This window comes from Nocardioides sp. Soil805 (genome assembly GCF_001429625.1).
GTDB lineage: Bacteria > Actinomycetota > Actinomycetes > Propionibacteriales > Nocardioidaceae > Nocardioides.
The window spans coordinates 1-26,206 of record NZ_LMSU01000008.1; the positions used below are offsets into that span (position 1 = coordinate 1).

The window sequence follows — 26,206 nt, forward strand, 5'->3', positions numbered from 1 at the left end:
GCCGATGGTACTGCAACCGAGAGGTTGTGGGAGAGTAGGACGCCGCCGGACATACATTGGGAGAGGGGCCGCCACCAGGCGGCCCCTCTTTCCCATTTCCCCACCTGTGCACGTCCCAGACCCAGGCAGTAGCGTGGGGGTCGGCCGCCGACGGCGGCCGTCGGTACGTCTGCGCGGCGTACGCAGCACCGCCGGCACGAGCCGGCACCAGCACCATCCACATCTGCACAGCGAGTCATCACCCCCGGAAGGACCATCGACGTGGCCGAGGATCGTCGTACCCAGCGCCCCACCCGCAGTGGAGGCACGCCGCCTGCCCGGGGTGGTGCGTCCGGAGGATCGTCCGGACGCGGCGGCAAGACCTACGGCAGCAGCGACTCCTCGAGCCGCGGCGCGAAGCCCGCTCGCGGTGGCGGCCGCCCCGGCCAGTCCCGCTCGAGCGACACCCGTGGCGCCGGTGACCGCAAGCCCGCCCGCCAGGGAGACTGGAACCGCCCCCGCGAGGAGCAGGGGCCGCGGTCGATCGACCAGGCCAAGTACGACGGACCGCCGCTGCCCGAGCAGATCACCGGCAAGGAGCTCGACCGGGGGATCGCCGCGCAGCTCAAGGGTCTTCCGGAGAAGCTGGCGGCGCGCGTCGCACGCCACCTGGCCGCGGCCGGCATGCTGATCGACGAGGACCCGGAGACGGCGTACCAGCACACCCTGGCCGCGCGGGCCCGCGCCTCCAGGATCGCCATCGTGCGCGAGGCGGTGGGGGAGTCGGCGTACGCCGCCGGCCACTACGCCGAGGCGCTCTCCGAGCTCCGTGCCGCGAAGCGGATGAACGGTGCCACCGACTACCTGCCGATCATGGCCGACTGCCACCGGGCCCTCGGCCAGCCGGAGCAGGCACTCAAGCTGGCCAAGAGCCCGTCCGTCGCCAAGTTCGGACCCGAGGCCAAGGCCGAGATGACGCTGGTCGAGGCCGGCGCGCGTCGGGACATGGGTCAGCTGGACGCGGCCCTGCGCACCCTGGAGCTCGCTCCGCTGCTCTCGAAGAGCCGCGCGTCGTGGGTCGTGCGTCTCCGCTACGCCTACGCCGACACGCTCGAGGCAGCCGGCCGCGAGGCCGATGCCCTGGCCTGGTTCCACCGGACGCACGCCATCGACAGCAACGAGATCACGGACTCGGCTGCTCGCGCCGAGATGCTCGAGAAGCGGATGGACTGACCGTCCACCGAAGCGATCGGCGCGACACGAGGGTGTCCCACTGGCGCTCGCGTGCAACTTCCGCCACAATGGAGCCACTAATCACATACGTGTCACTCGACTGACTGAAGACCGCTGTGCAGACCGCTGGGGAAGGCGCACCTGGGCGCCGGTTTTCAAGGAGGTCACAGTGACCACACGCACCCACGCCCGCCCGGACGGACCCGGCACGCGGGGAATTCTCTACGTGCACTCTGCTCCCTCTGCCCTGTGCCCCCACATCGAGTGGGCGGTGGGCGGAGTCCTCGGCGTGGCCGTGAGTCTCGACTGGACCCCGCAGCCCGCCCAGCCGGGCACGTATCGCTCCGAGCTGTCCTGGAGCGGTCCCGCGGGCTCCGCGGCCGCGGTCGCCTCGGCGCTGCGCGGCTGGAACCACCTCCGGTTCGAGATCACCGAGGAACCCACCTCCTCGAGCGAAGGCACCCGCTTCTCGTTCACGCCGGAGCTCGGTGTCTACCACGCCGTAACCGGGCTGCACGGGGACATCATGATCCCCGAGGACCGGCTCAAGGCGGCCGTCGTCAAGGCGGCCCTGGGCGACACCACTCTCCTCAACGAGATCGACAAGCTGCTCGGCAAGCCCTGGGACGACGAGCTGGAGACCTTCCGCCACGCCGGCGACGGCGCTCCCGTCCGCTGGCTCCACCAGGTGGTCTGACGACCAGCGCGGTGTGAGAGGTTGGCCGCATGGGGGCCCACCACTCTCACCGCGCGCTGACGGTGCACACGTCCGGCCCGGTGACCAGGATCCTCCTGGTCGGACTGCTTCTCGCCGCGGTGGCGACGATCGCGGGACTCGTGGTGCTCTGGCCGTCCGGGGACCGACCGGCTAGCCCGTACGCCGCCGAGGGGTCACCTACCCGCGAGGCGAAGTGCTGTCCATCGGTGAGCCCTGTCCCGTGGTGACGCCCGGCACCGGTGGGGACTACCCCGAGTCGTGCGACGCGGTGACGGTGCGACTGCTCGACGACTCCGGGACCGAGTCGACGGTCACGGTGCCGCCCGGGACGGTGACGGGGTCGCTGGACGTGGGGGACCGGGCGATGCTGGCCGCCATCCCGCAGGAGGGCGGGACCCAGTACGCCTGGGTGGGCGTGGACCGGGCCCAGCCCATCGCAGTGATGGCCGGGGCGTTCGTGCTCATCGTCGGCGTCATCGCCCGCTGGCGCGGGCTGCTGGCCTTGCTGGGCCTGGTGCTGGCCGGCGGGGTGGTCGGCCTCTTCATGCTCCCGGCGCTGTTGACGGGGGAGTCCGGCCTGGCCGTGGCCCTCGTGGGCTCGAGCGCGATCATGTTCATGGTGCTGTACCTCGCGCACGGGGTGTCCGTGCGGACCTCGACCGCTCTGGCCGGGACGCTCTTCGGGCTGCTGGTCACGGCCGGTCTCGGCCTCGTGGCCATCGACGCCGCGCGGCTCACCGGCCTCGGCGACGAGTCGGCGCTCCAGCTGCGCCTGCACGCCACGGAGCTGGACTTCCGGGGGCTGCTGACCTGCGCGGTCATCGTCGCCGGCCTCGGCGTGCTCAACGACGTCACCATCACCCAGAGCTCCGCCGTCTGGGAGCTACGCGACGCGGCGCCCGAGATGTCACGGGCCCGGATCTTCGCCTCCGGCATGCGGATCGGCCGTGACCACATCGCCTCCACGATCTACACGATCGTCTTCGCCTATGCCGGCACCGCGCTCGCGGCCCTGCTGCTGATCGCGTTGTACGACCGCCCGCTCCTGGACGTGCTGAGCGACGAGATCATCTCCGAGGAGATCATCCGGACCCTGGCGTCGGCGATCGGGCTGGTGCTCGCCGTACCGGTGACGACGGCGATCGCGGCCGCGACGGTGGCGCCCGCACTCCCCGCCGCGGAGGAGCTCGCGGCGGGGTAGACCGGCAGGCACTCGCGGACACGCGGACCTTGGTCACCGGCCGCCCGCGGCCGCACGCTCGGACGGCGCACGACCGGGGAGCACTGTCCGCGCGTCTACGCGCGGCTGTGCCGGGTCGGGGCTCGTCAGAGCGGGATGTTGCCGTGGTGCCCGCGGTGCACGCCGGAGGTGTCGATCTCGTGGCGGAACGCCGCCGCGATCGCGCTACGGGTGCGGCTCGGCTCGACGACCTCGTCGACGACGCCGATCTCGACGGCCTTGTCGACGCCGCCGGCGATGCGCTCGTGCTCCGCCGCCAGCTCGGCCTCGACCTGCGGGCGGATCTCGGGGGAGACCTCCGCCAGCTTGCGCCGGTGCAGGATCCGGATGGCCGCGACCGCGCCCATCACGGCCACCTCGGCGCCCGGCCAGGCCAGGACCCGGGTGGCGCCCAGCGAGCGGGCGTTCATGGCGATGTAGGCGCCGCCGTACGTCTTGCGCGTCACGAGCGTGACCCGGGGGACGACGCACTCGCCGAAGGCGTGGAGGAGCTTGGCCCCGCGGCGTACGACGCCGTCCCACTCCTGGCCGACGCCCGGCAGGTAGCCGGGGACGTCCACGAGCACGATCAGCGGGACGCCGAAGGCGTCGCACATGCGCACGAAGCGGGAGGCCTTCTCGGCCGACAGCGAGTCGAGGCACCCGCCGAGGCGCAGCGGGTTGTTGGCGACGACGCCGACCGTGCGGCCCCCGAAACGGCCGAGGGACGTGACGATGTTGGGGGCCCAGCGCGCGTGCAGCTCCTGCATGGTGCCCTCGTCGAGGACGGCCTCGACCAGCGGGTGCACGTCGTAGGCACGCTTCTTGGACTCCGGCAGGATCGCCTCGAGGTCGCGGTCCTCGACCGCGTCGACGTCGAGCCCGCCCTGTGCGCCCAGGAGGGTGGCCACGGTCCGGGCCCGCTCGAGCGCCTCGGCCTCGGACTCGGTGAGGATGTGCACGACGCCGGAGCGGCGACCGTGGGGCTCGGGGCCGCCGAGGCGCAGCATGTCGACGTCCTCGCCGGTGACCGAGCGGACGACGTCCGGGCCGGTGACGAAGATGCGGCCCTCGGGCCCGAGGATGACGACGTCGGTGAGGGCAGGACCGTACGCCGCGCCGCCGGCCGCCGGGCCGAGCACGACGGAGATCTGCGGGATGGTGCCGGAGGCCTGGGTCATCACCTGGAAGATCCGGCCCACGGCGTGCAGCGAGAGCACGCCCTCCGCGAGCCGGGCGCCGCCGGAGTGCCACAGACCGATGATCGGCACGCCGTCGGTGATGGCGCGGTGGTAGGCGTCGACGACGACGCGGCAGCCCACGTCACCCATCGCCCCGCCCATCACCGTCGCGTCGCTGCAGAAGGCGACCACGGCGGTGTCGTTGACCCGTCCGGTGGCCGCGAGCATCCCGGAGTCGTCGTCGGGGGTGAGCAGCTCCAGCGTGCCCTCGTCGAACAGCGCCGTCAGCCGGTGGAGCGGGTGGCGGGGGTCCTCCTCGCGGGGCAGCTTGGCCGGCTTGGCCGCCGTGGTGGTCATCACGCGCTCCCGAAGGCGACCGCGACGTTGGCGCCGCCGAATCCGAAGGAGTTGTTGAGGGCGACGATGTCGCCCTCGGGCAGCGACCGGGCCTCCGTGGGGATGTCGAGGTCGACCTCGGGGTCCTTGTCGTCGAGGTTGATCGTCGGCGGGCTGGTGCGGTCGTGCAGGGCCATCACCGTCGCGACGGCCTCCAGCGCGCCGGCACCGCCGAGGAGGTGACCGGTCATCGACTTGGTGCTCGTGACGACGCAGCGGTCGACGTGCTCACCGAGCACCGCGTGCAGCATGAGCCCCTCGGCGATGTCGCCCTTGGGGGTCGAGGTGGCGTGCGCGTTGACGTGCACGACGCTGGCCGGGTCTACGTCGCCCTCCCGCATCGCCATCTTGATGGCGCGGGTGCCGCCGCGACCCTCGGGGTCGGGCTGGGCGATGTCGTGGGCGTCGTTGCTGATGCCGGCACCGAGCGCGTAGGCGTAGATCTTCGCGCCGCGGGCCTTGGCGTGCTCCTCGGACTCGAGGACCAGCACCGAGCCGCCCTCGCCGAGCACGAAGCCGTCGCGGGCCACGTCCCACGGGCGGGAGACGGTGGTGGGGTCGCCCTCGTTCTTGGACAGCGCCATCATGTTGGCGAACGCGGCCATGGGCAGGGGGTGGATCGCGGCCTCGGTGCCGCCGGCCAGCACCACGTCGGCGCGGCCCAGGCGGATCAGGTCGATGGCCATGGCGATGGCCTCGTTGCCCGAGGCGCAGGCGGAGGTGGGGGCGTGCACGGCCGCGCGGGCGCCGTACTTGAGGCTCACGTTGGCCGCCGGGGCGTTGGGCATGAGCATGGGGACGGCGAGCGGGGAGACCCGTCGGGCGCCCTTCTCGAGCAGGATGTCGTAGTTGGCGAGCAGCGTGGTCACGCCGCCGATGCCGGAGGCCAGCGCGACGGCGAGGCGCTCGGGGTCCAGGCCAGAGTCCTCCAGGCCGGCGTCGGCCCACGCCTGGTCGGCCGCGACCATCGCGAACTGGCTGGAGCGGTCGAGGCGGCGGGCCTTGACCCGGTCGAGGACCTCGGACGGCTCGACGGCCACCCGGCCGCCGATCTTGACGGGGAGCTGCTCGACCCAGTCGTCGGTGAGGGGGCGGATGCCGGACGTGCCGGCCAGCAGGGCCTGCCAGGTCGAGGTGACGTCACCGCCGACGGGGGAGGTGGTGCCCAGTCCGGTGACCACTACGCGGGTCGAGCTCATGGGGTCTTCCGTTTCTCGAGGAGGGTGGTGCGGGCGACGGCCGGTGGCCGGGCGAGGCCCGGCCACCAGACGACGTCAGCCCTGGGCGCGCTCGATGAAGGCGACGGCGTCGCCGACGGTCTTGAGGTTCTTGACCTCGTCGTCGGGGATCGTGACGCCGAACTTCTCCTCGGCCGCCACGACGACCTCGACCATCGAGAGCGAGTCGACGTCCAGGTCGTCGACGAACGACTTGTCGAGCTGGACGTCGTCGGCGTCGATGCCGGCGACCTCGTTGACGATCTCGGCGAGGTCGGCGCGGATCTCTTCGGTGGTGGCCATGGGGGGCCTTCCTTTCCTGATGCGTACTGCGGTGGTGGTGAAACGGGAAATCTGGGGCGGGCCGGTCAGGGGACCGTGACCACCTGGGCGGCGTACGACAGCCCGGCGCCGAAGGCGATCAGCAGGGCGGTGTCGCCCGAGCGGGCGTCCCCCTCGGCGATCATCCGCTCGAGCGCGAGCGGCACCGAGGCGGCGGACGTGTTGCCCTGGTCGGCGACGTCGCGGGCGATGCGGACGTGCGACGGCAGCTTCATGGAGCGCGCCATCGCGTCGATGATGCGCATGTTGGCCTGGTGAGGGACGAAGACGTCGAGGTCGTCGAGGGTGATGCCGGCGCGGTCGATGGCCTGCTGGCCGATCTTGGCCATCGCGAAGGACGCCCACCGGAACACCGGGTTGCCCTGCATCACCAGGTGCGGCATGACACCGCTGCCGGGCCGCTCGGGACTGCCGACGACGTCTCGCCAGTCCTCGCGCTGCCGGATGAGGTCGAACTGCTCGCCGTCGGAACCCCAGACGACAGGGCCGATGCCCGGGGTGTCACTGGGTCCGACGACCGCCGCCCCGGCGCCGTCGGCGAAGATGAAGGCCGTGCCGCGGTCGGTGAGGTCGAGGATGTCGGTGAGGCGCTCGACACCGATGACCAGGACGTGCTGGGCGCTGCCGGCGCGGACGAAGTCGGAGGCCATCGAGATGCCGTGGCAGAACCCCGAGCAGGCCGCGGAGATGTCGAAGGCGGCAGCGTCCGTGCCGAGCTCGTGCGCGATCGCGGTGGCGACGGCAGGCGTCTGGAGCAGGTGGCTGACCGTGGCGACGACCACGCAGTCGATCTGGCCGGCGTCGAGGCCGGCCCGCTCGAGCGCGATCCGGGACGCCTCGACGGACATCATCTGGACCGACTCCTCGGGACCTGCCCAGCGGCGGGTCTTGATCCCGGAGCGCTGCTGGATCCACTCGTCGCTGGAGTCGATCGCGTCGACGACGTCGGCGTTGGGCACGACCCGGACGGGCCGGTAGGCCCCGACGCCGAGGATCGCCGCGTGCGGTGCACCGGTGCTCGCGCTGAGGGGCGTCCCCATCACGCGGCCCCGCCCTGCGGGTGCAGGCGTACCAGCGGCTGGCCGGGGGAGACGATGTCGCCGTCCTCGACGAGCCACTCGACCACCTGGCCGCCGTGCAGCGCGGTGACCGTCGTCCGGTCGCGGGTGCTGGCGACCTCGCCGATGGTGCAGCCGGGGGGCAGGACGTCGGCGTCGGCCGCCTCCGCGGAGCGGTGGAAGGTGCCCTTGCCGGGGGAGACGACCATCCGCCACGTGGGGGTGGTCTCGATGACCGACTGCTCGCCGTGCTTGTCGACGAACGCCCGAGCGGCGTCGAGCTGGTCGGGGGTCTTGAGGGCGAAGGTGTCCACGCCCTTCATCGCGCGCTTCGCGATGCCCGTGAGGGTGCCGGCCGGCGGCATCTCCAGGATGCCGGTCACGCCGAGGTCGAGCATCGCGTCCATGCACAGGTCCCAGCGGACGGGGGCGGCGATCTGTCCCACCATCCGGGCCAGCACCTCGCGGCCGTCGTGGACGACCTGGCCGTCGCGGTTGGAGATCACCGCGGTGCGCGGGTCGTGGGTGGAGACGGAGCGGGCCAGCGAGGCGAGGTGCCCCACGGCCGGCTCCATGTGGGTGGTGTGGAACGCACCGGCCACGCTGAGCGGGATGAGGCGGGCCTTGGCCGGCGGGGCGTCGGCCAGGGCGGCCAGCTGGTCCATGGTGCCGGCGGCCACGATCTGGCCGGGGCCGTTGTCGTTGGCGGGGGTCAGGCCGTGCTGGGCCAGCGACGCGAGAACGTCCTCGCGGTCGCCCCCGAGGACGGCCGTCATGCCGGTCGGGGTCTGCGCGGCGGCGGCCGCCATGGCCTTGCCACGCTCGCGGACCAGGACCATGGCCTGCTCGGCGGTGATGACCCGGGCGCCGGCGGCGGCCGCGATCTCGCCGACGCTGTGGCCGGCGACCGCTCCCACCCGCTGGAAGGCATCGCTGGGGTGCGGGAAGAGGTCGAGGGCGGCGATCAGGCCGGTCGCGACCAGCAGGGGCTGGGCGATCTCGGTACGCCGGATGGTCTCGGCGTCCGCCTGGGTGCCGTAGTGGGCGAGGTCGAGGCCCGCCACGGTGGAGAGCCAGTCGAACCGGCTGGCGAATGTCGGGTCCTCGAGCCAGGGCTCGAGGAATCCTGGGGTCTGGGCACCTTGGCCGGGAGCGACGATGACGAGCACAGGTCAAGACTCGCGTGTCGAGCCCCCGACGCGCCGGGTCGACGAGCACGAAAAGAGGACCCGATTCTTTGTGGGATCCCTACAAAAGAACGTCGGCGGTCACTCGCGGCCGGACTGCCGGCCCAGGACGAGGGCGATCTGGATCGTGAACGCGTCACGGGGTCGGGTGGGGTCGAGGCCGGTGACCTCGCCCGCCTGCTTGAGCCGGTAACGCACGGTGTTGGGGTGCACGAACAGGGTGCGCGCGGTGGCCTCGATGGACCCCCCGTGCAGGAAGTACGCCGAGAGCGTCTCGATCAGGGTCCCGCGACCGCTCAGGAGCGGCAGGTAGACGTCGTCGACGAGGCTGCGGCGGGCGTGGCCGTCGCCGGCGAGGGCGCGCTCGGGGAGCAGCTCGCCGCTGCGGACCGGGCGGGGGGCCTGCGGCCACCCCGTCGCCGAGCGGTGGGCCGAGAGCGCCGCACGGGCCGACGCGTGGGCGTGCGAAAGGTCCGGGGCCGCGGGGCCCACGACGACGGGACCCTCGCCGAAGTGGTCGACGATCCGCAGCGCCGACTTGTGGGGATCATCCACCCCGCCGAGGATCACCACGAGGCGCTCACCCTGGGTGGCGCACAGGGCGTCCATGCCGCAGCCGAGGGCCGTGCGGCGTACCTCCTCGAAGACGTCGGTCTCCGTGCGCTGGGCGGGGATCCGGCCCAGCACGACGGCCACGTCGCCCCGGGCGCCCCAGCCGAGGGCGCTGGCGCGGGAGAGGACCGTCTCGTCGGCCTCGGAGCGGAGGACCGCGTCGACGACCAGTGCCTCGAGGCGGGCGTCCCAGGCCCCCCGCACCTCGGCGGCCCGGGCGTAGACCTCGGCGGTGGCGAAGGCGACCTCGCGGGCGTAGCGCAGCACCGCCTCGTGGACCGACGGAGCGTCCTCGGGATCGAGGATGTCGTCGATGTTGGCCTCGACGACCTCGATCGTGAGACGGACCAGGTCGACGGTCTGCTGCAGGGTGATCGCGCCCGTAAGCTCACGCGGGGCGGCGCCGAAGACCGAGGCGGACAGGGGAGCGGTCATGCCGCCGCCGGTGTCGAAGTACCAGTCGACGAAACCCTTGACGCCGGCCTGGACGATCACTCCCACCCAGGACCGTTCCTCGGCGCCCAGGTCGTCCCACCAGGACATCCGGGTCGCCATCGCCCCGGTCGCGGCCGTGCTCAGGCTGCCTGTGGCGCGCTGGAGGGCAGCCGAGATGCGGTCCCGCTTCTCCTGCTCCGCCCGGCCCATGGACGAAAGGCTAGTCACACCGGTCCCAGCCGTCGCGCAGTGCTCGTCCTGGGCCCGCTCCCGGCGCCGGGGAGATAACGAATTGGGGTTCAATCGGGGCAAAACCCCCGCAGGATGGGACCAACGGCCCTTGACAGGAACCGGTTCTGCTTGAATCGCCCTTTGACCGACGAGGCAGCACCACCACCCCAGGAGGTCCGGTGAGCGCCAGCGGAGCACCTGTCCGGCGACAGGTCCAGCACGTGACGATCCACGGGCATCGGCGTGCGTACGTCGTCGCGGGCTCCGGCCCCGCCCTGCTCCTGCTCCACGGCCTGGGCTGCGACCACACCACGTGGGCGCCGGTGATCGACTCGCTCGCCCGGCGCTACACCGTGATCGCCCCAGACCTGCTCGGGCACGGCGAGTCGGACAAGCCGCGTGCCGACTACAGCGTCGGCGGCTACGCCAACGGCATGCGGGACCTGCTGACGGTGCTCGGCATCGACCAGGTGAGCGTGGTCGGCCACAGCTTCGGCGGTGGCGTGGCGATGCAGTTCGCCTACCAGTTCCCCGAGCGCACCCAACGGGTCATCCTGGTCGCCTCGGGCGGCCTCGGTCCCGAGGTGACGCCCGCGATCCGCGCGATCACCACCCCCGGCTTCCACCAGGCGATGGGCCTGCTCACCCTGCCCGGCGTCCGGCACGTGGGCACCACGGGGATGCGGCTCCTGGCCGCCACGGGCATCCGGGCCACGCGGGACCTGGGCGAGATGGCCGAGATCTACGACTCGTTCAAGGACCCCCGCACGCGATCGGCCATCCGGCACGTGGTGCGCGCGGTCGTCGACTGGCGCGGCCAGATCGTGACCATGACGGACCGGGCCTACCTCACCGAGGCCATGCCGATGTGCGTGGTGTGGGGCCGCAACGACCAGGTGATCCCCGTACGGCACGCCGGCAACGCCGCGAAGCTGGCGCCCGGTGCCCGGGTCGAGATCATCCCGAACGCCGGCCACTTCCCGCACAAGGACCACCCGCAGCGGTTCGTGAAGATCGTCAACGACTTCATCCGGGCCACCGAGCCCGCCGTCTACGAGCGCGAGCGCTGGCGAGAGCTGCTGGAGCACGGCCCGGAGCTCATGCCGCTGCAGGCCGAGGCCGGTGACGCACCGGTCGCGCCGGTGCACACCCTCGACCCGAGGGCGGGCACCGGCGCCTGACCGGTCTCAGGCGTCGCCGCCAGGCCTCGACACGCGGGTCGTGACCTCGCGAGCTCGGTCATGCCGCTCGCTCGACCACCGACAGGGCGTCAACGCCTTCGTCCCTCAGGCGTCGCCGCCCTCCTGCTTGACGTCCCGGACCGCGGTCGGGTCGTCGATGCGGTACTTCGCGGCCGCCTCGACCACCTTGTCGACGGAGATCTCGCCGGCGTCGGCGAGGGCCTGGAGCGCCTGCACGACGACGCTCTGGGCGTCGATGTGGAAGAAGCGCCGGGCCGCCGGGCGGGTGTCGGCGAAGCCGAACCCGTCGGCACCGAGCACCCGGTAGTCACCGGGCACCCAGCGGGCGATCTGGAGCGGCACGGCGCGCATGTAGTCCGACACCGCGATGACCGGGCCCTGGACGCCGGCGAGCTTGTCGGCGACGTACGGCGTGCGCTTCTCCTCGCCGGCGTGGAGCAGGTTGTGCTCCTCGGCGGCGACGGCGTCACGAGCCAGCTCGTTCCACGAGGTGACCGACCAGGTGTCGGCCTGCACGCCCCACTCCTCGGCCAGGATCCTGGCCGCGTCCGCGACCCAGGGGTAGCCGACGCCGGAGGCGAGCAGCTGGACCCGGGGGCCCTCGCCCTCGGCCGTGCTGACGTGGTGGATGCCCTTGAGGATGCCCTCGACGTCGACGTCCTCCGGCTCGGCCGGCTGGCTGACGGGCTCGTTGTAGACGGTGATGTAGAAGATCACGTTCTCGGCGTCGGCGCCGTACATGCGCTCGAGGCCCGACTGCATGACGTGGCTGACCTCGTAGGCGAACGCCGGGTCGTAGTGCACGACCGCGGGGTTGGTCGCCGCGAGCAGCGGCGAGTGGCCGTCGGCGTGCTGGAGGCCCTCGCCGGTCAGCGTGGTGCGACCGGCGGTGGCGCCGATGAGGAAGCCGCGGGCCAGCTGGTCGGCCATCGCCCAGATCGAGTCGCCCGTGCGCTGGAATCCGAACATCGAGTAGAAGATGTAGAACGGGATCATGTGCTCGCCGTGCGTGGAGTACGCCGAGCCGGCCGCCGTCGCCGACGCCATGGCGCCGGCCTCGGAGATGCCCTCGTGCAGCATCTGGCCCTGCACGGACTCCTTGTAGGAGAGCAGCAGCTTGCGGTCGACGGGGTCGTACTGCTGGCCGCCCGGGTTGTAGACCTTGGCGCTCGGGAACATCGAGTCCATGCCGAACGTGCGGTACTCGTCGGGCGCGATGGGGACGAGCCGGTCGCCGATGTCGGGGTTCTTCATCCAGTCGCGCAGCAGCCGGACGACGGCCATCGTCGTGGCGATCTTGTTCTTGCCCGAGCCCTGCTTGAGCTCGGAGTAGACCTCGTCGCCGGGGAGCTTGAGCGAGCTGGCCCGCACCACGCGGCGCGGCACCGAGCCGCCGAGCTGCTTGCGGCGCTCCATCATGTACTCGATCTCGGGCGAGTCCTTGCCGGGGTGGAAGAACGGCGCACCGCCGGTCTTCTCGTAGGAGTCCTCGAGGTCGCGGTCGCTGATGGGGAGGTAGAGCCGGTCGCGGAACTTCTTGAGGTCCGCGGGGGTCAGCTTCTTCATCTGGTGGGTGGCGTTCTTGCCCTCGAGGGCGTCGATCGTCCAGCCCTTGATGGTGTGCGCCAGGATCACGGTCGGCTGCCCGACGTGCTTGCTCGCGGCGTCGAACGCGGCGTACACCTTGCGGTAGTCGTGGCCGCCGCGCGGCAGCTTCTCGATCTGCGAGTCGCTCATGTGCTCGACCATCTTGCGCAGGCGCGGGTCGTGGCCGAAGAAGTCGTCGCGGATGAAGCCGCCGTCCTCGGTGGAGTAGGTCTGGAACTGTCCGTCGGGCGTGGTGTTCATCCGGTTGACCAGCGCACCGTCGACGTCCTTGGCGAGCAGGGCGTCCCACTCGCGGCCCCAGATGACCTTGACGACGTTCCAGCCGGCGCCGCGGAAGTTGGCCTCGAGCTCCTGGATGATCTTGCCGTTGCCGGTCACCGGGCCGTCGAGCTGCTGGAGGTTGCAGTTGATGACCCAGGTGAGGTTGTCGAGCTCCTCGCGGGCGGCGATGCGGATCGCGCCGAGCGACTCGGGCTCGGCCATCTCGCCGTCACCCATGAAGGCCCACACCCGCTGCTGCGAGGTGTCCTTGATCTTGCGGTTGTGCATGTAGCGGTTGAAGCGCGCCTGGTAGATCGAGTTGATGGCCGTGAGGCCCATCGACACCGTCGGGAACTCCCAGAAGTCCGGCATGAGCCGGGGGTGGGGGTACGACGGGAGGCCGGCGCCGGCACCGTGCTGGACCTCCTGGCGGAAGCGGTAGAGCTGCTCCTCGGTCAGGCGGCCCTCGAGGAAGGCTCGCGAGTAGATGCCGGGGGAGCCGTGGCCCTGGATGTAGAGCTGGTCGCCGCCGCCCTCGTGGTCCTTGCCGCGGAAGAAGTGGTTGAAGCCGACCTCGTAGAGGCTGGCCGAGGACTGGTAGGTCGCGATGTGACCGCCGACCTCGAGGCCCTTGCGGTTGGCGCTGGAGACCATGACCGCGGCGTTCCACCGGATGAAGGCGCGGATGCGGCGCTCGATGTCCTCGTCACCCGGGAACCAGGGCTCGCGCTCCGGCGGGATCGTGTTGATGTAGTCGGTGCTGCGCAGCGCCGGGACGCCGACCTGCTTCTCGCGGGCCCGCTCCAGCAGTCGCAGCATCACGTAGCGCGCGCGCTCGCGGCCCTTGTCGTCGAGCATCGCGTCGAACGAGTCGAGCCACTCGAGGGTCTCGTCGGGGTCGATGTCGGGCAGCTGCGTGGGCAGTCCCTCGTGGATCACGACGCGCGGCTGCGCGGCGGACGAGGGGGTCTCGGTGGTCTTGGACTCATCACTCACCTGTGCATCGTGTCACGCACGGCCAGCCGACGAAATCTACCCATGAGTACGCTCGGGGAGCGGACGAGGACGCCCGTTCAGCGGGACAGGGTTGCGACTCGGCGACAACTCCGATGGACTACCACCCACTTCCGCACTCAGGTGCGGACCACATGACGAACGGAGGCGTGGCGTGAGCTCGACGGTGGGTGGCGGAGCCGCCCCGGCAACAGGTGCCGCAGAGCGACTGGGCATCGTGCCCGGCATGGTCATCCAGGAACTCGGCTGGGACAACGACGTCGACGACGAGCTCAGGGTCTCGATCGAGGACACCATCGACGCAGACATGGTCGACGGCGACTACGGCAACGTGGTCGACACGGTGATCCTGTGGTGGCGCCGCGACGACGGCGACCTCGTCGACGGACTGGTCGACGCGCTGACGGACCTGGTGGGCGGCGGAGCGATCTGGCTCCTGACGCCGAAGGTGGGACGACCCCAGAGCGTGGACGCCGCCGACATCGCGGAGGCCGCCCCGATCGCTGGCCTCTCGCAGACGACGACGGCCGCGGTCAGCGCGGAGTGGCAGGCGAGTCGGCTGGTTGCCCCCAAGACTCCTGCCTGATGACCCGGCGGCCCCCCTGCCACGCGTCACGCCACCCGGATCACCACTCACGCGAGGAACGACGTTCGTGAACTCACTGCGCGCGCACGCCTCCGGCGCGGCCACGACCCTGCGGGTGCTGGGCGGCGCGGGGGTGATCCGTCCGTACGGCCCGCGCACCCTGGTCGCGCTCGGTCGCACCATCGCGCGCTGGGGGACCGGTCCCGCCGGTGGCTTCGCCTCCCTGGCGGTGCGCGAGCCCGACCGGGTCGGACTGGTGGACGAGCTGGGGGAGCTGACCTTCGGCGAGATGCACCGGCGCAGCAACGCGCTGGCTCGCGGCCTGGCGGAGCTGGGCGTCGGCGAGGGTGACTCGGTCGCCGTCATGTGCCGCAACCACCGCGGCTTCGTCGACGCGTCGGTGGCGGTGGCCAAGCTCGGCGCCGACCTGCTCTACCTCAACACCGCCTTCGCCGGCCCGCAGCTCGTGGACGTGCTCGAGCGCGAGCAGCCGGCCGTGGTGATCCACGACGAGGAGTTCACCCGGCTGCTGTCCACGGCGCACGTGGAGAAGCGCCTCATCGCGTGGGCGGACACGGACCGGGGCACGACCATCGAGTCCCTGATCGAGGGCCACGACGACTCCGAGCTCGCGCCGCCGGGTCGGCACGCGCGGATCGTGATCCTGACCAGCGGCACCACCGGGACCCCCAAGGGCGCGCCGCGCAACGAGGCCGGCATCGACGCCGCGGTCTCGATGCTGTCGCGGATGCCGTTGCGCCACGGATGGCGCACCCACATCGCCGCCCCGCTCTTCCACACCTGGGGCTTCGCACACCTCGCCCTGGCGATGCTGCTGGGCTCGACGGTCGTGCTGCACCGCAAGTTCGACCCCGAGACCGCGCTGCGCACCGTCGAGGAGCACCGGTGCCAGTCCATGGTCGTGATCCCGGTGATGCTGCAGCGCATCCTGGCCCTCGACGAGGAGGTGCTCGCGCGCTACTCGCTGCCCGGCCTGGAGGTCGTGGCCGCCTCGGGCTCGGCGCTGCCCGGCACCCTGGCGACCTCGTGGATGGACCACTTCGGGGACAACCTCTACAACATCTACGGCTCCACCGAGGTGGCCTACGCGTCCATCGCGACGCCCCGCGACCTGCGTGAGTCGCCCTCGTCGGCCGGCCACCCGCCGTACGGGACGGTCGTGCGCATCCTCGACGAGGACGGCCGCGAGGTCCCGCAGGGCCGCACGGGACGGATCTTCGTGGGCAACAACCTGCTCTTCGAGGGCTACACCGGCGGTGGCAGCAAGGACATGGTCGACGGGCTGATGGCCACCGGCGACGTCGGACGGTTCGGCGGCGACGGGCGGCTGTACGTCGACGGGCGTGACGACGAGATGATCGTCTCCGGCGGGGAGAATGTGTTCCCCAAGGAGGTCGAGGACTGCCTCGTCGGCCACGAGGCGGTGGCCGAGGCGGCCGCGGTCGGGGTGGACGACGACGACTACGGCATGCGGTTGCGGGCGTTCGTCGCCCGTCGCTCCGAGGTCACCGAGGACGAGCTGAAGGAACACGTGAAGAACCACCTGGCCCGCTACAAGGTGCCGCGCGAGATCGTTTTCCTCGACGAGCTGCCGCGCAACGCGACCGGCAAGATCCTCAAGAAGGACCTCGCGCACTGGGACGAGGAGACGTCGTGACCGGCCTGACCCTGGGCGCCCCGGCGCCCGACTTCACCCTGCGCGACCAGTTTGGCCAGGACGTGACCCTCAGCTCCTACCGCGGCGTCAAGGCCGTGCTGCTGCTGTTCTACCCGTTCGCGTTCTCCGGGGTCTGCACCGGCGAGATGTCGATGATCCGGGACCGGCTCGACGAGTTCATGACCTTCGACACCGAGGTGCTGGGCATCTCGTGCGACCCGGTCTACGCGCTGCGCGCCTTCGCCGACGCCGAGGGGCTCAACTTCCCGCTGCTGTCCGACTTCTGGCCGCACGGGGAGGTCACCCGGGCCTTCGACGTGTTCGACGCGGCCAAGGGAGCGCCGTACCGGTCGTCGTACGTCGTGGACCGCGACGGCGTGCTGCGGTGGGCGGTGCACAACGCCAACGCCGAGAGCCGGGACCTCGACCAGCACCTCGAGCAGCTCCGCAGCGCGGTCGCCTAGGGCGGTGTTCCCACCGGGTGTCCGGAGCGGTGGTCTAGACGAATCGGGGGAATTTCCGTCCGATCCGCGGAAACCGTGGAACCCGTTTGGGGACCCCTCGTACTGTGGGACTCGTTGAACCGCTGGTGACCCGAGACGCCAGCGGTTCAACTCATTTCATAGGGTGGTCGGACACGCGTCGGTAGCTCAGCGGTAGAGCACTCGGTTTACACCCGAGCGGTCGGCGGTTCGAAACCGTCCCGACGCACCATCTCTCCTCCACGTCCGCCTCGCCCGCCTCGCCCGCGCCGATCGCCCGGCGGCCGCTCGTCGCGCCGACGAGGCCGTCCGTCGCTCGTCGGCGAGTGCTCCCTCGCGACCCCCGGGTGACGCGTGCCACAGTGTGGATCGTGCCGGTGTCCTCCGGCCGGTCACCGCCTGCAGTGCGACGAAGAGGAGAGACATGTTCGTCCCGTTCAGCGTCACGGACTTCATCGACCGCGCCCGGACCGTGTACGGCGAGCGCGTCGGCGTCGTCGACGAGCCCGACCAGCCGGCTGCCTCCCTGGGGAACCTGACGTACGCGGAGCTCGACGCCCTGGCCCGGCGGCAGGCCGCCAGGCTCGACCAGCTCGGCCTCGAGGTCGGCGACCGCGTCGCCGTGGTGTCGCACAACTCGGCCCGCCTGCTCGCGTCCTTCTTCGGCGTCGCCGGCTCCGGCCGGGTGCTCGTGCCGGTCAACTTCCGGCTCCGCCCCGACGAGGTGTCCTACATCGTCGAGCACTCCGGTGCCCGCGTGCTGTACGTCGACCCCGAGCTCGACGCGGAGCTGGCCGGCGTCACCGCCGAGCACCGCTTCGTCCTCGGCGAGGACGGCGACATGTTCGCCGACGAGGGCGTCGAGCCCCGGGCCTGGGAGCCGGACGAGTCCGCGACCGCCTGCATCAACTACACCTCCGGCACCACGGCGCGCCCCAAGGGCGTGCAGATCACGCACCGCAACATCTGGGTCAACGCGGTCACCTTCGCGATGCACGCGGCGGTCACCGACCGCGACGTCTACCTGCACACGCTGCCGATGTTCCACGCCAACGGGTGGGGGATGCCGTTCGCGATGACCGGGCTGGGCGTGCCCCAGGTCGTGCTGCGCAAGGTCGACGGGGCCGAGATCCTGCGCCGGGTCCGCGACCACGGCGTCACCGTGATGTGCGCGGCCCCCGCGGTCGCCGCGGCCGTGCTGGAGGCGGCGCAGACCTGGGAGGGCGAGATCCCGGGGCGCGACAAGGTGCGGATCATCATGGCCGGTGCCCCGCCGCCGACGAAGACGGTCGTGCGGGTCGAGGAGGAGCTGGGCTGGGAGTTCGTCCAGATCTACGGTCTCACCGAGACCTCGCCGCTGCTGACCTTCAACCGCACCCGTGCGGAGTGGGACGACCTGTCGGCCGAGGAGCGCGCGACCCGCCTGACGCGCGCCGGTGCCCCGGCGCTCGGCGTACGGCTGCGGACCGACGAGAACGGCGAGGTGCTGGCGCGCTCCAACGTGGTGCTGGAGGGCTACTGGGAGCAGCCGGAGGAGTCCGCGCGCGCCCTCGACGGCGGGTGGTTCCACACCGGCGACGGCGGTGTGATCGGCGACGACGGCTACCTCACGATCAGCGACCGCAAGAAGGACGTGATCATCACCGGCGGGGAGAACGTGTCCTCCATCGAGGTCGAGGACGTGCTGTTCTCCCACCCGGCGGTCGCCGAGGTCGCCGTCATCGGGGTGCCGAGCGAGAAGTGGGGCGAGACCATCAAGGCCCTCGTCGTGCTCGCCGAGGGCTCCGAGGTGACCGAGGCCGAGCTGATCGCCTGGTGCAAGGACAAGGCGGCCGGCTACAAGGCCCCGACCTCGATCGAGTTCCGCGAGGTGCTCGCCCGCACGGCCACCGGCAAGCTGCAGAAGTTCAAGCTGCGCCAGCCCTACTGGGAGGGACGGGACCGCCAGGTCAACTGAGCCGGGCGCTAGCCTGCCCGCATGTCCGCCCCCACGGCTCCCACGCTCGCCGAGGTCGTCGACCTGCTCCACGGCTGGTACCCACCGGACACTGCCGACTCCTGGGACGCGGTGGGGCTCGTGGCCGGCGACCCGGCCGACGTCGTACGACGCGTGCTGTTCGCCGTGGACCCGTCGCCGGAGGTGGCGCTCGAGGCCGTCGAGTGGGGCGCCGACCTGCTGGTGACCCACCACCCGTTGTTCCTCAGCGGCGTGCACGGCGTGGCGGCCACGACGCCCAAGGGGCGCACGCTGCACACCCTCCTGACCGGCGGGTGCGCGCTGCTCGGGGCCCACACCAACGCCGACCAGGCCGTCGCCGGGGTCTCGGAGTCGCTCGGCCTGGCGCTCGGGCTCGGCGACCTGGCGCCGATCGTCGCGGCGCCGGGCTCGGACGCCACCGGCACCGGCCGGGTGGGCACGGTGGCGCCGACCACGCTGCGGGCCTTCGCCGAGCACGTCGCCGCCGTCCTGCCGGCCACCGCCCACGGCGTACGCGTGTCCGGCGACCCGGACCGGCCCGTGCGGCGCGTGGCGGTGTGCGGGGGAGCGGGCGACTTCCTGCTCGACGGGCTGGTCGGGTCGGACGTCGACGTCTACCTCACCAGCGACCTGCGGCACCACCGCGCGGGGGAGTTCCGCGAGCACGACGGCCCGGCGCTGGTCGACGTGGCCCACTGGGCGGCCGAGTGGACCTGGCTGCCCGTGGTCCGGGACCGCCTCGCCGACGCGATGGGCGATAGGGTCGAGGCCCGCGTCAGCACCCGGTGCACCGACCCCTGGAGCTTCAGGGTCGACCGTCCCCCGGTCGAGCGCAGCACGACCCCGTAGAGCCCCACCCGAGGAGAGCGTTGAAAGCCGACCCGCACGCACAGTTGAAGCTGCTCGACCTCCAGAAGGTCGACGCGCGACTCGACCAGCTGCGCCACCAGCGGCGCGCCCTGCCCGAGATCGCCCGGATCGCGGAGCTGGAGACCGGCCGGGGCGACGTCGACGACCGGCTGCGCGACGCCCGGATCGTGGTGGACGACCTCAGCGCCGAGCAGCGCAAGGCCGACGCCGACGTGGAGCAGGTCAAGGCCCGCCGCGTCCGCGACCGCGAGCGGATGGACTCCGGCGCGATCACCAACCCCAAGGACCTCGAGCGGATGCAGCACGAGCTGGCCTCGCTCGAGCGCCGGGTCAGCACCCTGGAGGACGCCGAGCTCGAGATCATGGAGCGGCTCGAGGAGGCGCAGGCCACCCACGACCGGCTGGCCGCCCAGCTCGCCGAGACCGACGCGCAGGTGGCCGAGCTGGCCGCCGTCCGCGACACGCGGTGGGCCGAGATCGACGAGCAGATCAGCGCCACCGAGGCGGAGCGTGCCCCGGCCACCGAGGGGATCCCCGAGGACCTGATGGCCCTCTACGAGCGGCTGCGGGCCAAGAGCGGGATCGGCGCCGCCGAGCTGCGGGCCCGACAGTGCGGCGGCTGCAACATCACCATCGACGCCGCCGAGCTGGGCCAGATCCGCAAGGCGCCGGCCGACGAGGTCGTGCGGTGCGAGGAGTGCCAGCGGATCCTGGTCCGCACCTCGGAGTCAGGCCTCTGAGGCTCAGACCTCGCTGACGACCACGTCGAGCTGGGTCCCGCGGGAGGTCGGCGCGCCGACCTCCACGGTCCAGCCGAGGTCGGTCAGCAGCCGGGCCAGCGCGGCCGGCGTACGCGGGTTGCCGCCGTCCTCCAGCAGGGCCCGCACGATGCGGCCCTTGGTCGCCTTGTTGAAGTGGCTCACCACCTTGCGCATGCCCGCGGACTCGTGCAGCACCCGGACGGTCGCCACCCGGGGCGCGAGCTCGACCGGGGGCCGCCAGAACGCGGCGTACATGGTGGAGCGCAGGTCGACGAGCAGCCCGGTGCCGAGCGCCTCCTCGACCGCCTCGCCCAGCACCTCGCGCCACAGCCCGGCGACCGGCCCGAGACCGGGCAGGGTGACGTCGCCGGAGAGCCGGTAGGACGGGATGCGGTCGCCGGGGCGGACCAGCCCGAAGACCGACGACGTGATGGCCACCCGGCTGGTGGCGCGGCGCCGGGCGGCGGTGGACAGCGAGTCGAGGCCCAGGGCGTCGTACAGGACGCCGGTGTAGACGCGGTCGGCGCGCGTGGTCGGGGACGTCCGCAACCGGGCGTCGAGGTCGACGAGGTCGCCCTGGGTGCCGCCGAGGCCCAGGACCTCGGCCGCGTCGGGGCGTGCGGCGAGGGCGATGACCGCGTCGACGACGCGCTCGCGGGTCGGGGTGAGCACCGGTGAGCCCAGGGTCGACAGGTCGAGCGGCTTGCCGCGTCGGGGAGCGGTCTTGCCCTCGCTCGGCGGCAACAGGATCAGCACGCGGGCAAGAGTAGGGGCTCGCCACGCCCGCCCTTGGCTAGGGTGCTGGGCATGCCCAGCAACCGCGTCATCTCAGTCCGCACCGGCGACGACACCGTCTCGGCCGAGACGCTGCGTGCGGGGATCGCCGCCATCCAGGCGGAGATGAAGGTGACACCGGACTTCCCGGAGGCGGTCGAGCGGGCGGCCGCCGAGGCCGCGGCCGCGCCGCGACTGCCGGACAAGGACCTCACCGACATCCCGTTCGTGACCATCGACCCGGCCTCGGCACGCGACCTCGACCAGGCGATGCACATCGAGCGCGCCGGCGACGGGTACGTCGTGCACTACGCGATCGCGGACCTCACGGCCTTCATCACGCCGGGCGACGCGGTCGACGAGGAGGCCCACCGACGCGGCGAGACGCTGTACGGCGCGGACTCCAAGATCCCGCTCCACCCGCCGGTGATCTCCGAGGACGCCGGCTCGCTGCTGCCCGACCAGGTGCGGCCCGCGCTGGTGTGGACGATCCAGGTCGACGCGACCGGAGAGGGCACCGACGTCGACGTGGAGCGTGCCCGGGTCCGCTCGCGGGCCAAGCTCGACTACGCCACGCTGCAGGAGCAGGTCGACGCCGGCACGGCCGACGAGATGTTCACCCTGCTGAAGGAGGTCGGCGAGCTGCGGCTGACCCGCGAGGCGGCTCGCGGCGGGGTGTCACTGCCCCTCCCGGAGCAGGAGATCATCGACGAGGGCGGCCGGTGGCGCCTGGAGTTCCGCACGATGCTCCCCGTCGAGACGTGGAACGCGCAGATCTCGCTGCTGACCGGCTTCGCCGCGGCCTCGCTGATGGTCTACGCCCGCGTCGGGCTGCTGCGCACGCTGCCGCCGGCCGACCCGCACGACGTCCAGCGACTGCACCGTACGGCGAGGGCCCTGGGCATCGAGTGGCCGGCCGAGCAGCTCTACCCCGACTTCATCCGCACCCTCGACGTCTCGCAGCCGGCCCACGCTGCGATGGTCGTGGCGTGCACCCGGCTGCTGCGCGGCAGCGGGTACGTCGGCTTCAACGGCGACCTGCCCGAGCAGCCGCAGCACTCGGCGCTGGCCTCGGAGTACGCGCACGTCACCGCCCCGCTGCGACGGCTGGTGGACCGCTACGCCCTGGAGATCTGCGTCGCGCTCTGCGCCGGCGAGGAGGTGCCAGGCTGGGTGCTGGCCAGGCTCGGCGACCTGCCGGACACGATGCGCGAGTCGGGTCGGCGGGCCAACCAGTACCAGAACTCGGTGCTCAACCTCGTCGAGGCGGCCATGCTCGCGCCCCGGGTCGGCGAGGAGTTCCCCGCCGTCGTGCTCGAGACCGACGAGAAGGACGAGCGGCGCGGCGACGTGACCGTCCAGGAGCCGGCCATCGAGGCGACCGTGGTCGGGAACCGGCCGCTGCCGGTCGGCGAGGACGTGATGGTCACGCTCACCAAGGCCGACGTCGAGTCCCGGAAGGTCGAGTTCACGCTGCAGTGACGCCCGCCCGGTTGGGTGAGCGTGTCGGACGTGCCGAAGTCGGGTCCACCCTCGCCCAGCCCGCCTGAGGCCGGCGATGGGTGGGACTTCTGCACGTCCGACACGCCGCGGGTCAGAAGTCCTCGTCGAACCCGACCGAGCCCGAGACGCCGACCTGGTAGGCGGAGACCTTGCGCTCGAAGAAGTTGGACAGCTCCTGCACGTCCTGCAGCTCCATGAAGGCGAGCGGGTTGGCCGAGCCGTAGATCGGCTCGAGTCCCAGGCGCTGCATGCGCCGGTCGGCGACGTACTCCAGGTAGGAGCGCATGTCGGTCGTCGAGAGGCCGGCGACCCCGCCGCCGAGGAGGTCTTGAGCGAACTGGGCCTCGGCGTCCACGCCGTCGACGAGCATCTGGCGTACGTCGGCGGCGAGCTGCTCGTCGAAGAGCTCCGGCTCCTCCTCGCGGACCGTGTCGACCACGTCGAAGGCGAAGGCCATGTGCATCGACTCGTCGCGGAAGACCCAGTTGGTGCCCGATGCCAGCCCGTTGAGGAGCCCCCGCGAGCGCAGGAAGTAGACGTAGGCGAACGCGCCGTAGAAGAACAGCCCCTCGATGACCGCGGCGAAGCAGATCAGGTTGAGCAGGAACCTGCGGCGGTGCTCGCGGGTCTCGAGCGCGTCGAGGTCGAAGACCGAGTCGATCCAGCGGAAGCAGAAGTCTGCCTTCGCCTTGATCGAGGGGATGTTGTCGACCGCCGCGAACGCCTCGTGCCGCTCCTTCTCGTCGGGGACGTAGGTGTCGAGCAGGGTCAGGTAGAACTGCACGTGCACCGCCTCCTCGAAGAGCTGCCGGGACAGGTAGAGCCGGCCCTCGGGGGAGTTGATGTGCTGGTAGAGGTTGAGCACCAGGTTGTTGGCCACGATGGTGTCGCCGGTTGCGAAGAACGCCACCAGCCGTGACACCAGGTGTCGCTCGGCGTCGCTGAGCCGCTGGAGGTCCTTGAGGTCGGAGTGCAGGTCGACCTCCTCGACGGTCCAGGTGTTCTTGATGGCGTCGCGGTAGCGGTCGTAGAAGTGCGGGTAGCGCATCGGCCGCAGGGTGAGGTTCATCCCCGGGTCGAGGAGCATCCGGGGCGCGCTCGTGTCGGTCGCGGTGGAGTGGTCGGTCGTGGTCACTGGCAGGCCTCGCAGCTCTCGGGGTTCTCGAGGGAGCAGGCGAGTGCCTCCTCGTCGGTGATGGGGTCGGTGATGGGTTCGGTGATGGGTTCGATGACGGTGGGGACGGCGGCCGGCTCGTGCACCGACGTCGTCGTCTGCTGGATGCGCGTCGCGGGGCGCGAGCGCAGGTAGTAGGTCGTCTTGAGCCCGGCCTTCCACGCGTGGAGGTACATCGAGCTGAGCTTGCCGATGGACGGGCCCGCGATGAACAGGTTGAGCGACTGGCTCTGGTCGATGTACGCCGAGCGCTCGGCCGCCATGTCGATCAGCGCCCGCTGCGGCAGCTCCCACGCGGTGCGGAAGAGACGTCGTACGTCCTCGGGGAGCGCGGTGACGCCCTGCACCGACCCCTCGGCCCGCTTGACCTGCTCGCGCACCTCGGGCGTCCACAGCCCGCGCGCCTTGAGCTCGCGCACCAGGGCGGTGTTGACCTGGAGGAACTCCCCGGACAGCGTCTCGCGCTTGAACAGGTTGGACACCTGCGGCTCGATGCACTCGTAGCAACCGGCGATCGAGGCGATCGTCGCCGTCGGGGCGATGGCGATCAGCAGCGAGTTGCGCAGCCCGTGCTCGGCGATCCGGGCGCGCAGGGTCGCCCACCGCTCGGCCTGGGTGCCGGTGACGTCCCACAGGTCGGGCTGCAGGACGCCGGCCGCGGCCCGCGTCTCGTCGTACGACGGGTGCGGACCGTGCCGCTCGGCGAGCTCGCAGCTCACCTCGAGCGCCGTCAGGTAGATCTCCTCGGAGATGCGCGTGGAGAGCTCGCGCGCCTCCTCGGAGTCGAAGGGCAGGCCGAGCGCGAAGAACACGTCCTGGAGGCCCATCAGCCCCAGCCCCACCGGGCGCCAGCGCGGGTTGGAGGCCGCCGACTCGGTGCTGGGGTAGAAGTTGACGTCGATGACCCGGTCGAGCAGCGGCACCGCCGTCCGCACGGTCTCGCGCAGGGCGTCCCAGTCGACCGACGTGCGGTCGGCGCCCAGGTGCCGGGCGAGGTTGACCGAGCCGAGGTTGCACACGGCGGTCTCGTCGTCGGAGGAGACTTCGATGATCTCGGTGCACAGGTTGGACAGGTGCACCACGGGACCGCCGGGCGTGTCCCGGGTCTGGTTGCAGGTGCGGTTGGCCGCGTCCTTGAACGTCATCCAGCCGTTGCCGGTCTGGGCCAGCGTGCGCATCATCCGCGCGTAGAGGTCGCGCGCCTTCACCTGCCGCACGTAGCGGCCCTCGGCCTCCGCGGCCCGGTAGGCCTCGTCGAACGCCGCGCCCCACAGGTCGGGCAGCTCGGGGGCGGCGTCGGGGTCGATGAGCGACCAGACCTCGTCGGCCTCGACCCTGCGCATGAACTCGTCGGGCACCCAGTGGGCGAGGTTGAGGTTGTGGGTCCGGCGCGCGTCCTCACCGGTGTTGTCGCGCAGCTCGAGGAACTCCTCGACGTCGGGGTGCCACGGCTCGAGGTAGACGCAGGCGGCGCCCTTGCGACGACCCCCCTGGTTGACCGCCGCCACCGAGGCGTCGAGGGTGCGCAGGAACGGCACGATGCCGTTGGACTGCCCGTTGGTGCCGCGGATCAGCGCCCCGCGCGAGCGCACCCGGCTGAAGGACAGCCCGATCCCGCCGGCGAACTTCGACAGCTTGGCCACCTGCGCGTAGCGCGAGTAGATCGAGTCGAGGTCGTCGCGGGGGCTGTCCACGAGGTAGCACGAGGACATCTGGGTGTGCCGGGTGCCGGAGTTGAACAGCGTCGGCGACGACGGCAGGTACGCCAGCCGCGACATCAGCCGGTAGAACTCGATGGCCTCGGCGGGCGACTGGGCCAGCCCGCACGCGACCCGGAGCAGGAAGTACTGCGGGGTCTCCACGACCAGGCGCGACGACGGGTGCCGCAGCAGGTAGCGGTCGTAGACGGTGCGCAGCCCGAAGTACTCGAAGCCGCGGTCGGCGTCGGGGTCGATCGCGACGTCGAGCTTGCGGGCGTTGTCCTTGACGAACGCCGCCGTCTCGTCGCCGATCAGTCCCTCGGCGTGACCCAGGGCCACCGACTGGCTGAAGGACGCGACGCCCTGGTTGCGCACCTCCTTGTCGATGACGCCCGACAGCAGCCGGGCGGCCAGCTGGCTGTACTGCGGCTCCTCGCCGATCATTTCGGCCGCGGTCTGGATGGACAGCTTGTCGAGCTCGGCGGTGGTGGCGCCGTCGTACAGGCCGCTGATGGTGCGGGTGGCGACCCGCATGGGGTCGACCTCGGCCAGGTCGTCGCTGCACCGGTCGATGGCGCGGACGATCTTGTTGACGTCGACGGGCTCGTCGTCGCCGTTCCTCTTGCGGACCTGCATCCCTGTGCGCAGCACAGTGCGGTCCGGCTGGATGGTCACCGTCATTCTCTCTCCTCGCGAGACGGACTCGGACGGTCCGGGGCGCGCGAGGGGTGACGGGGGAGCACGGCGTACGCCGGGTGGGCGCAGCGTCGTACCTGCCGTCAGCCGTCCCGCGCGGCGTCGGACCAC

The 26,206-nt window shown here is 71.6% G+C and carries 21 protein-coding genes and 1 tRNA gene; 12 read left to right on the plus strand and 10 right to left on the minus strand.

What is annotated here, in order from left to right; translation table 11 throughout:
* Positions 1-261: 261 nt before the first annotated feature.
* The 3 genes from ASG94_RS20955 to ASG94_RS20965 all read left to right on the plus strand — a co-directional run bounded on the left by ASG94_RS20955 (position 262) and on the right by ASG94_RS20965 (position 3,131).
* Positions 262-1,212 (plus strand): tetratricopeptide repeat protein, encoded by a 951-nt coding sequence (locus ASG94_RS20955; protein WP_056928446.1) that lies wholly within the window; start codon positions 262-264, stop codon positions 1,210-1,212.
* A 169-nt stretch (positions 1,213-1,381) separates the two neighbouring features.
* Complete coding sequence (locus ASG94_RS20960) at positions 1,382-1,909, plus strand: DUF3145 domain-containing protein (protein ID WP_056928447.1); 528 nt, start codon at positions 1,382-1,384, stop codon at positions 1,907-1,909.
* A 241-nt stretch (positions 1,910-2,150) separates the two neighbouring features.
* Positions 2,151-3,131 carry a YibE/F family protein gene (locus ASG94_RS20965; RefSeq protein ID WP_200958230.1) on the plus strand — a complete coding sequence of 327 codons (981 nt, stop codon included), beginning with the start codon at positions 2,151-2,153 and terminating at the stop codon, positions 3,129-3,131.
* A gap of 125 nt (positions 3,132-3,256) precedes the next feature.
* Here ASG94_RS20965 and ASG94_RS20970 read toward each other — a convergent pair whose 3' ends face one another.
* The 6 genes from ASG94_RS20970 to ASG94_RS20995 all read right to left on the minus strand — a co-directional run bounded on the left by ASG94_RS20970 (position 3,257) and on the right by ASG94_RS20995 (position 9,787).
* A complete protein-coding gene (locus ASG94_RS20970) occupies positions 3,257-4,687 on the minus strand; it encodes an acyl-CoA carboxylase subunit beta (protein WP_056928449.1) in 1,431 nt (476 codons plus the stop codon).
* Positions 4,687-5,925, minus strand: a complete 1,239-nt coding sequence (gene fabF, locus ASG94_RS20975; protein WP_056928450.1) for a beta-ketoacyl-ACP synthase II — start codon at positions 5,923-5,925, stop codon at positions 4,687-4,689. Before fabF ends, ASG94_RS20970 begins: the two co-directional genes overlap by 1 nt.
* Before the next feature lie 75 nt (positions 5,926-6,000).
* A complete protein-coding gene (locus tag ASG94_RS20980) occupies positions 6,001-6,246 on the minus strand; it encodes an acyl carrier protein (RefSeq protein ID WP_056886223.1) in 246 nt (81 codons plus the stop codon).
* 65 nt (positions 6,247-6,311) lie between these two features.
* Entirely contained in the window at positions 6,312-7,325 is a 1,014-nt protein-coding gene (locus tag ASG94_RS20985; RefSeq protein WP_056928451.1) for a beta-ketoacyl-ACP synthase III, read from the minus strand.
* Complete coding sequence (locus ASG94_RS20990) at positions 7,325-8,512, minus strand: acyltransferase domain-containing protein (RefSeq protein ID WP_056928452.1); 1,188 nt, start codon at positions 8,510-8,512, stop codon at positions 7,325-7,327. Before ASG94_RS20990 ends, ASG94_RS20985 begins: the two co-directional genes overlap by 1 nt.
* A 99-nt stretch (positions 8,513-8,611) precedes the next feature.
* Complete coding sequence (locus ASG94_RS20995) at positions 8,612-9,787, minus strand: PucR family transcriptional regulator (protein WP_056928453.1); 1,176 nt, start codon at positions 9,785-9,787, stop codon at positions 8,612-8,614.
* Between the two features lie 242 nt (positions 9,788-10,029).
* Between ASG94_RS20995 and ASG94_RS21000 the strand changes: the two genes are divergently transcribed.
* Positions 10,030-10,989 carry an alpha/beta fold hydrolase gene (locus tag ASG94_RS21000; RefSeq protein ID WP_235537359.1) on the plus strand — a complete coding sequence of 320 codons (960 nt, stop codon included), beginning with the start codon at positions 10,030-10,032 and terminating at the stop codon, positions 10,987-10,989.
* A gap of 105 nt (positions 10,990-11,094) precedes the next feature.
* Here ASG94_RS21000 and aceE read toward each other — a convergent pair whose 3' ends face one another.
* Entirely contained in the window at positions 11,095-13,875 is a 2,781-nt protein-coding gene (gene aceE, locus ASG94_RS21005; protein ID WP_056928454.1) for a pyruvate dehydrogenase (acetyl-transferring), homodimeric type, read from the minus strand.
* Positions 13,876-14,047: 172 nt separating this feature from the next.
* On the opposite strand from aceE, the gene ASG94_RS21010 reads away from it, so the two are divergent.
* From ASG94_RS21010 to ASG94_RS21040, 7 genes are all read left to right on the plus strand, one after another.
* Positions 14,048-14,479, plus strand: a complete 432-nt coding sequence (locus ASG94_RS21010; protein ID WP_082624429.1) for a DUF3052 domain-containing protein — start codon at positions 14,048-14,050, stop codon at positions 14,477-14,479.
* A gap of 67 nt (positions 14,480-14,546) precedes the next feature.
* Entirely contained in the window at positions 14,547-16,157 is a 1,611-nt protein-coding gene (locus tag ASG94_RS21015; RefSeq protein WP_056928456.1) for an AMP-binding protein, read from the plus strand.
* Positions 16,154-16,621: a peroxiredoxin gene (locus tag ASG94_RS21020; RefSeq protein ID WP_056928457.1), complete on the plus strand. Its 468-nt coding sequence runs from the start codon at positions 16,154-16,156 to the stop codon at positions 16,619-16,621. The genes ASG94_RS21015 and ASG94_RS21020 overlap by 4 nt, the downstream gene beginning before the upstream one ends.
* A gap of 175 nt (positions 16,622-16,796) precedes the next feature.
* A tRNA-Val gene (locus ASG94_RS21025) sits at positions 16,797-16,871 on the plus strand.
* Positions 16,872-17,063: 192 nt separating this feature from the next.
* Positions 17,064-18,596, plus strand: coding sequence for an AMP-binding protein (locus tag ASG94_RS21030; protein ID WP_056928458.1), 1,533 nt, complete (start codon positions 17,064-17,066; stop codon positions 18,594-18,596).
* A 21-nt stretch (positions 18,597-18,617) separates the two neighbouring features.
* Positions 18,618-19,466 (plus strand): Nif3-like dinuclear metal center hexameric protein, encoded by an 849-nt coding sequence (locus ASG94_RS21035; RefSeq protein ID WP_056928459.1) that lies wholly within the window; start codon positions 18,618-18,620, stop codon positions 19,464-19,466.
* 20 nt (positions 19,467-19,486) lie between these two features.
* Positions 19,487-20,227 carry a zinc ribbon domain-containing protein gene (locus tag ASG94_RS21040; protein WP_056928460.1) on the plus strand — a complete coding sequence of 247 codons (741 nt, stop codon included), beginning with the start codon at positions 19,487-19,489 and terminating at the stop codon, positions 20,225-20,227.
* Positions 20,228-20,230: 3 nt separating this feature from the next.
* Here the strand turns inward: ASG94_RS21040 and yaaA are convergent, their stop codons facing one another.
* On the minus strand, positions 20,231-21,004 hold the full coding sequence (gene yaaA, locus ASG94_RS21045; RefSeq protein WP_056928461.1) for a peroxide stress protein YaaA: 774 nt from the start codon (positions 21,002-21,004) through the stop codon (positions 20,231-20,233).
* A gap of 51 nt (positions 21,005-21,055) precedes the next feature.
* Here yaaA and ASG94_RS21050 point away from each other — a divergent pair, with 51 nt between their 5' ends.
* Complete coding sequence (locus tag ASG94_RS21050) at positions 21,056-22,504, plus strand: RNB domain-containing ribonuclease (RefSeq protein WP_056928462.1); 1,449 nt, start codon at positions 21,056-21,058, stop codon at positions 22,502-22,504.
* A 112-nt stretch (positions 22,505-22,616) separates the two neighbouring features.
* Here ASG94_RS21050 and ASG94_RS21055 read toward each other — a convergent pair whose 3' ends face one another.
* The gene (locus ASG94_RS21055; protein WP_235537360.1) at positions 22,617-23,660 is read right to left on the minus strand and encodes a ribonucleotide-diphosphate reductase subunit beta; all 1,044 of its coding nucleotides are present in this window, start codon (positions 23,658-23,660) and stop codon (positions 22,617-22,619) included.
* Positions 23,657-26,080, minus strand: a complete 2,424-nt coding sequence (locus ASG94_RS21060; protein WP_056928463.1) for a ribonucleoside-diphosphate reductase subunit alpha — start codon at positions 26,078-26,080, stop codon at positions 23,657-23,659. Before ASG94_RS21060 ends, ASG94_RS21055 begins: the two co-directional genes overlap by 4 nt.
* Between the last annotated feature and the right edge of the window lie 126 nt (positions 26,081-26,206).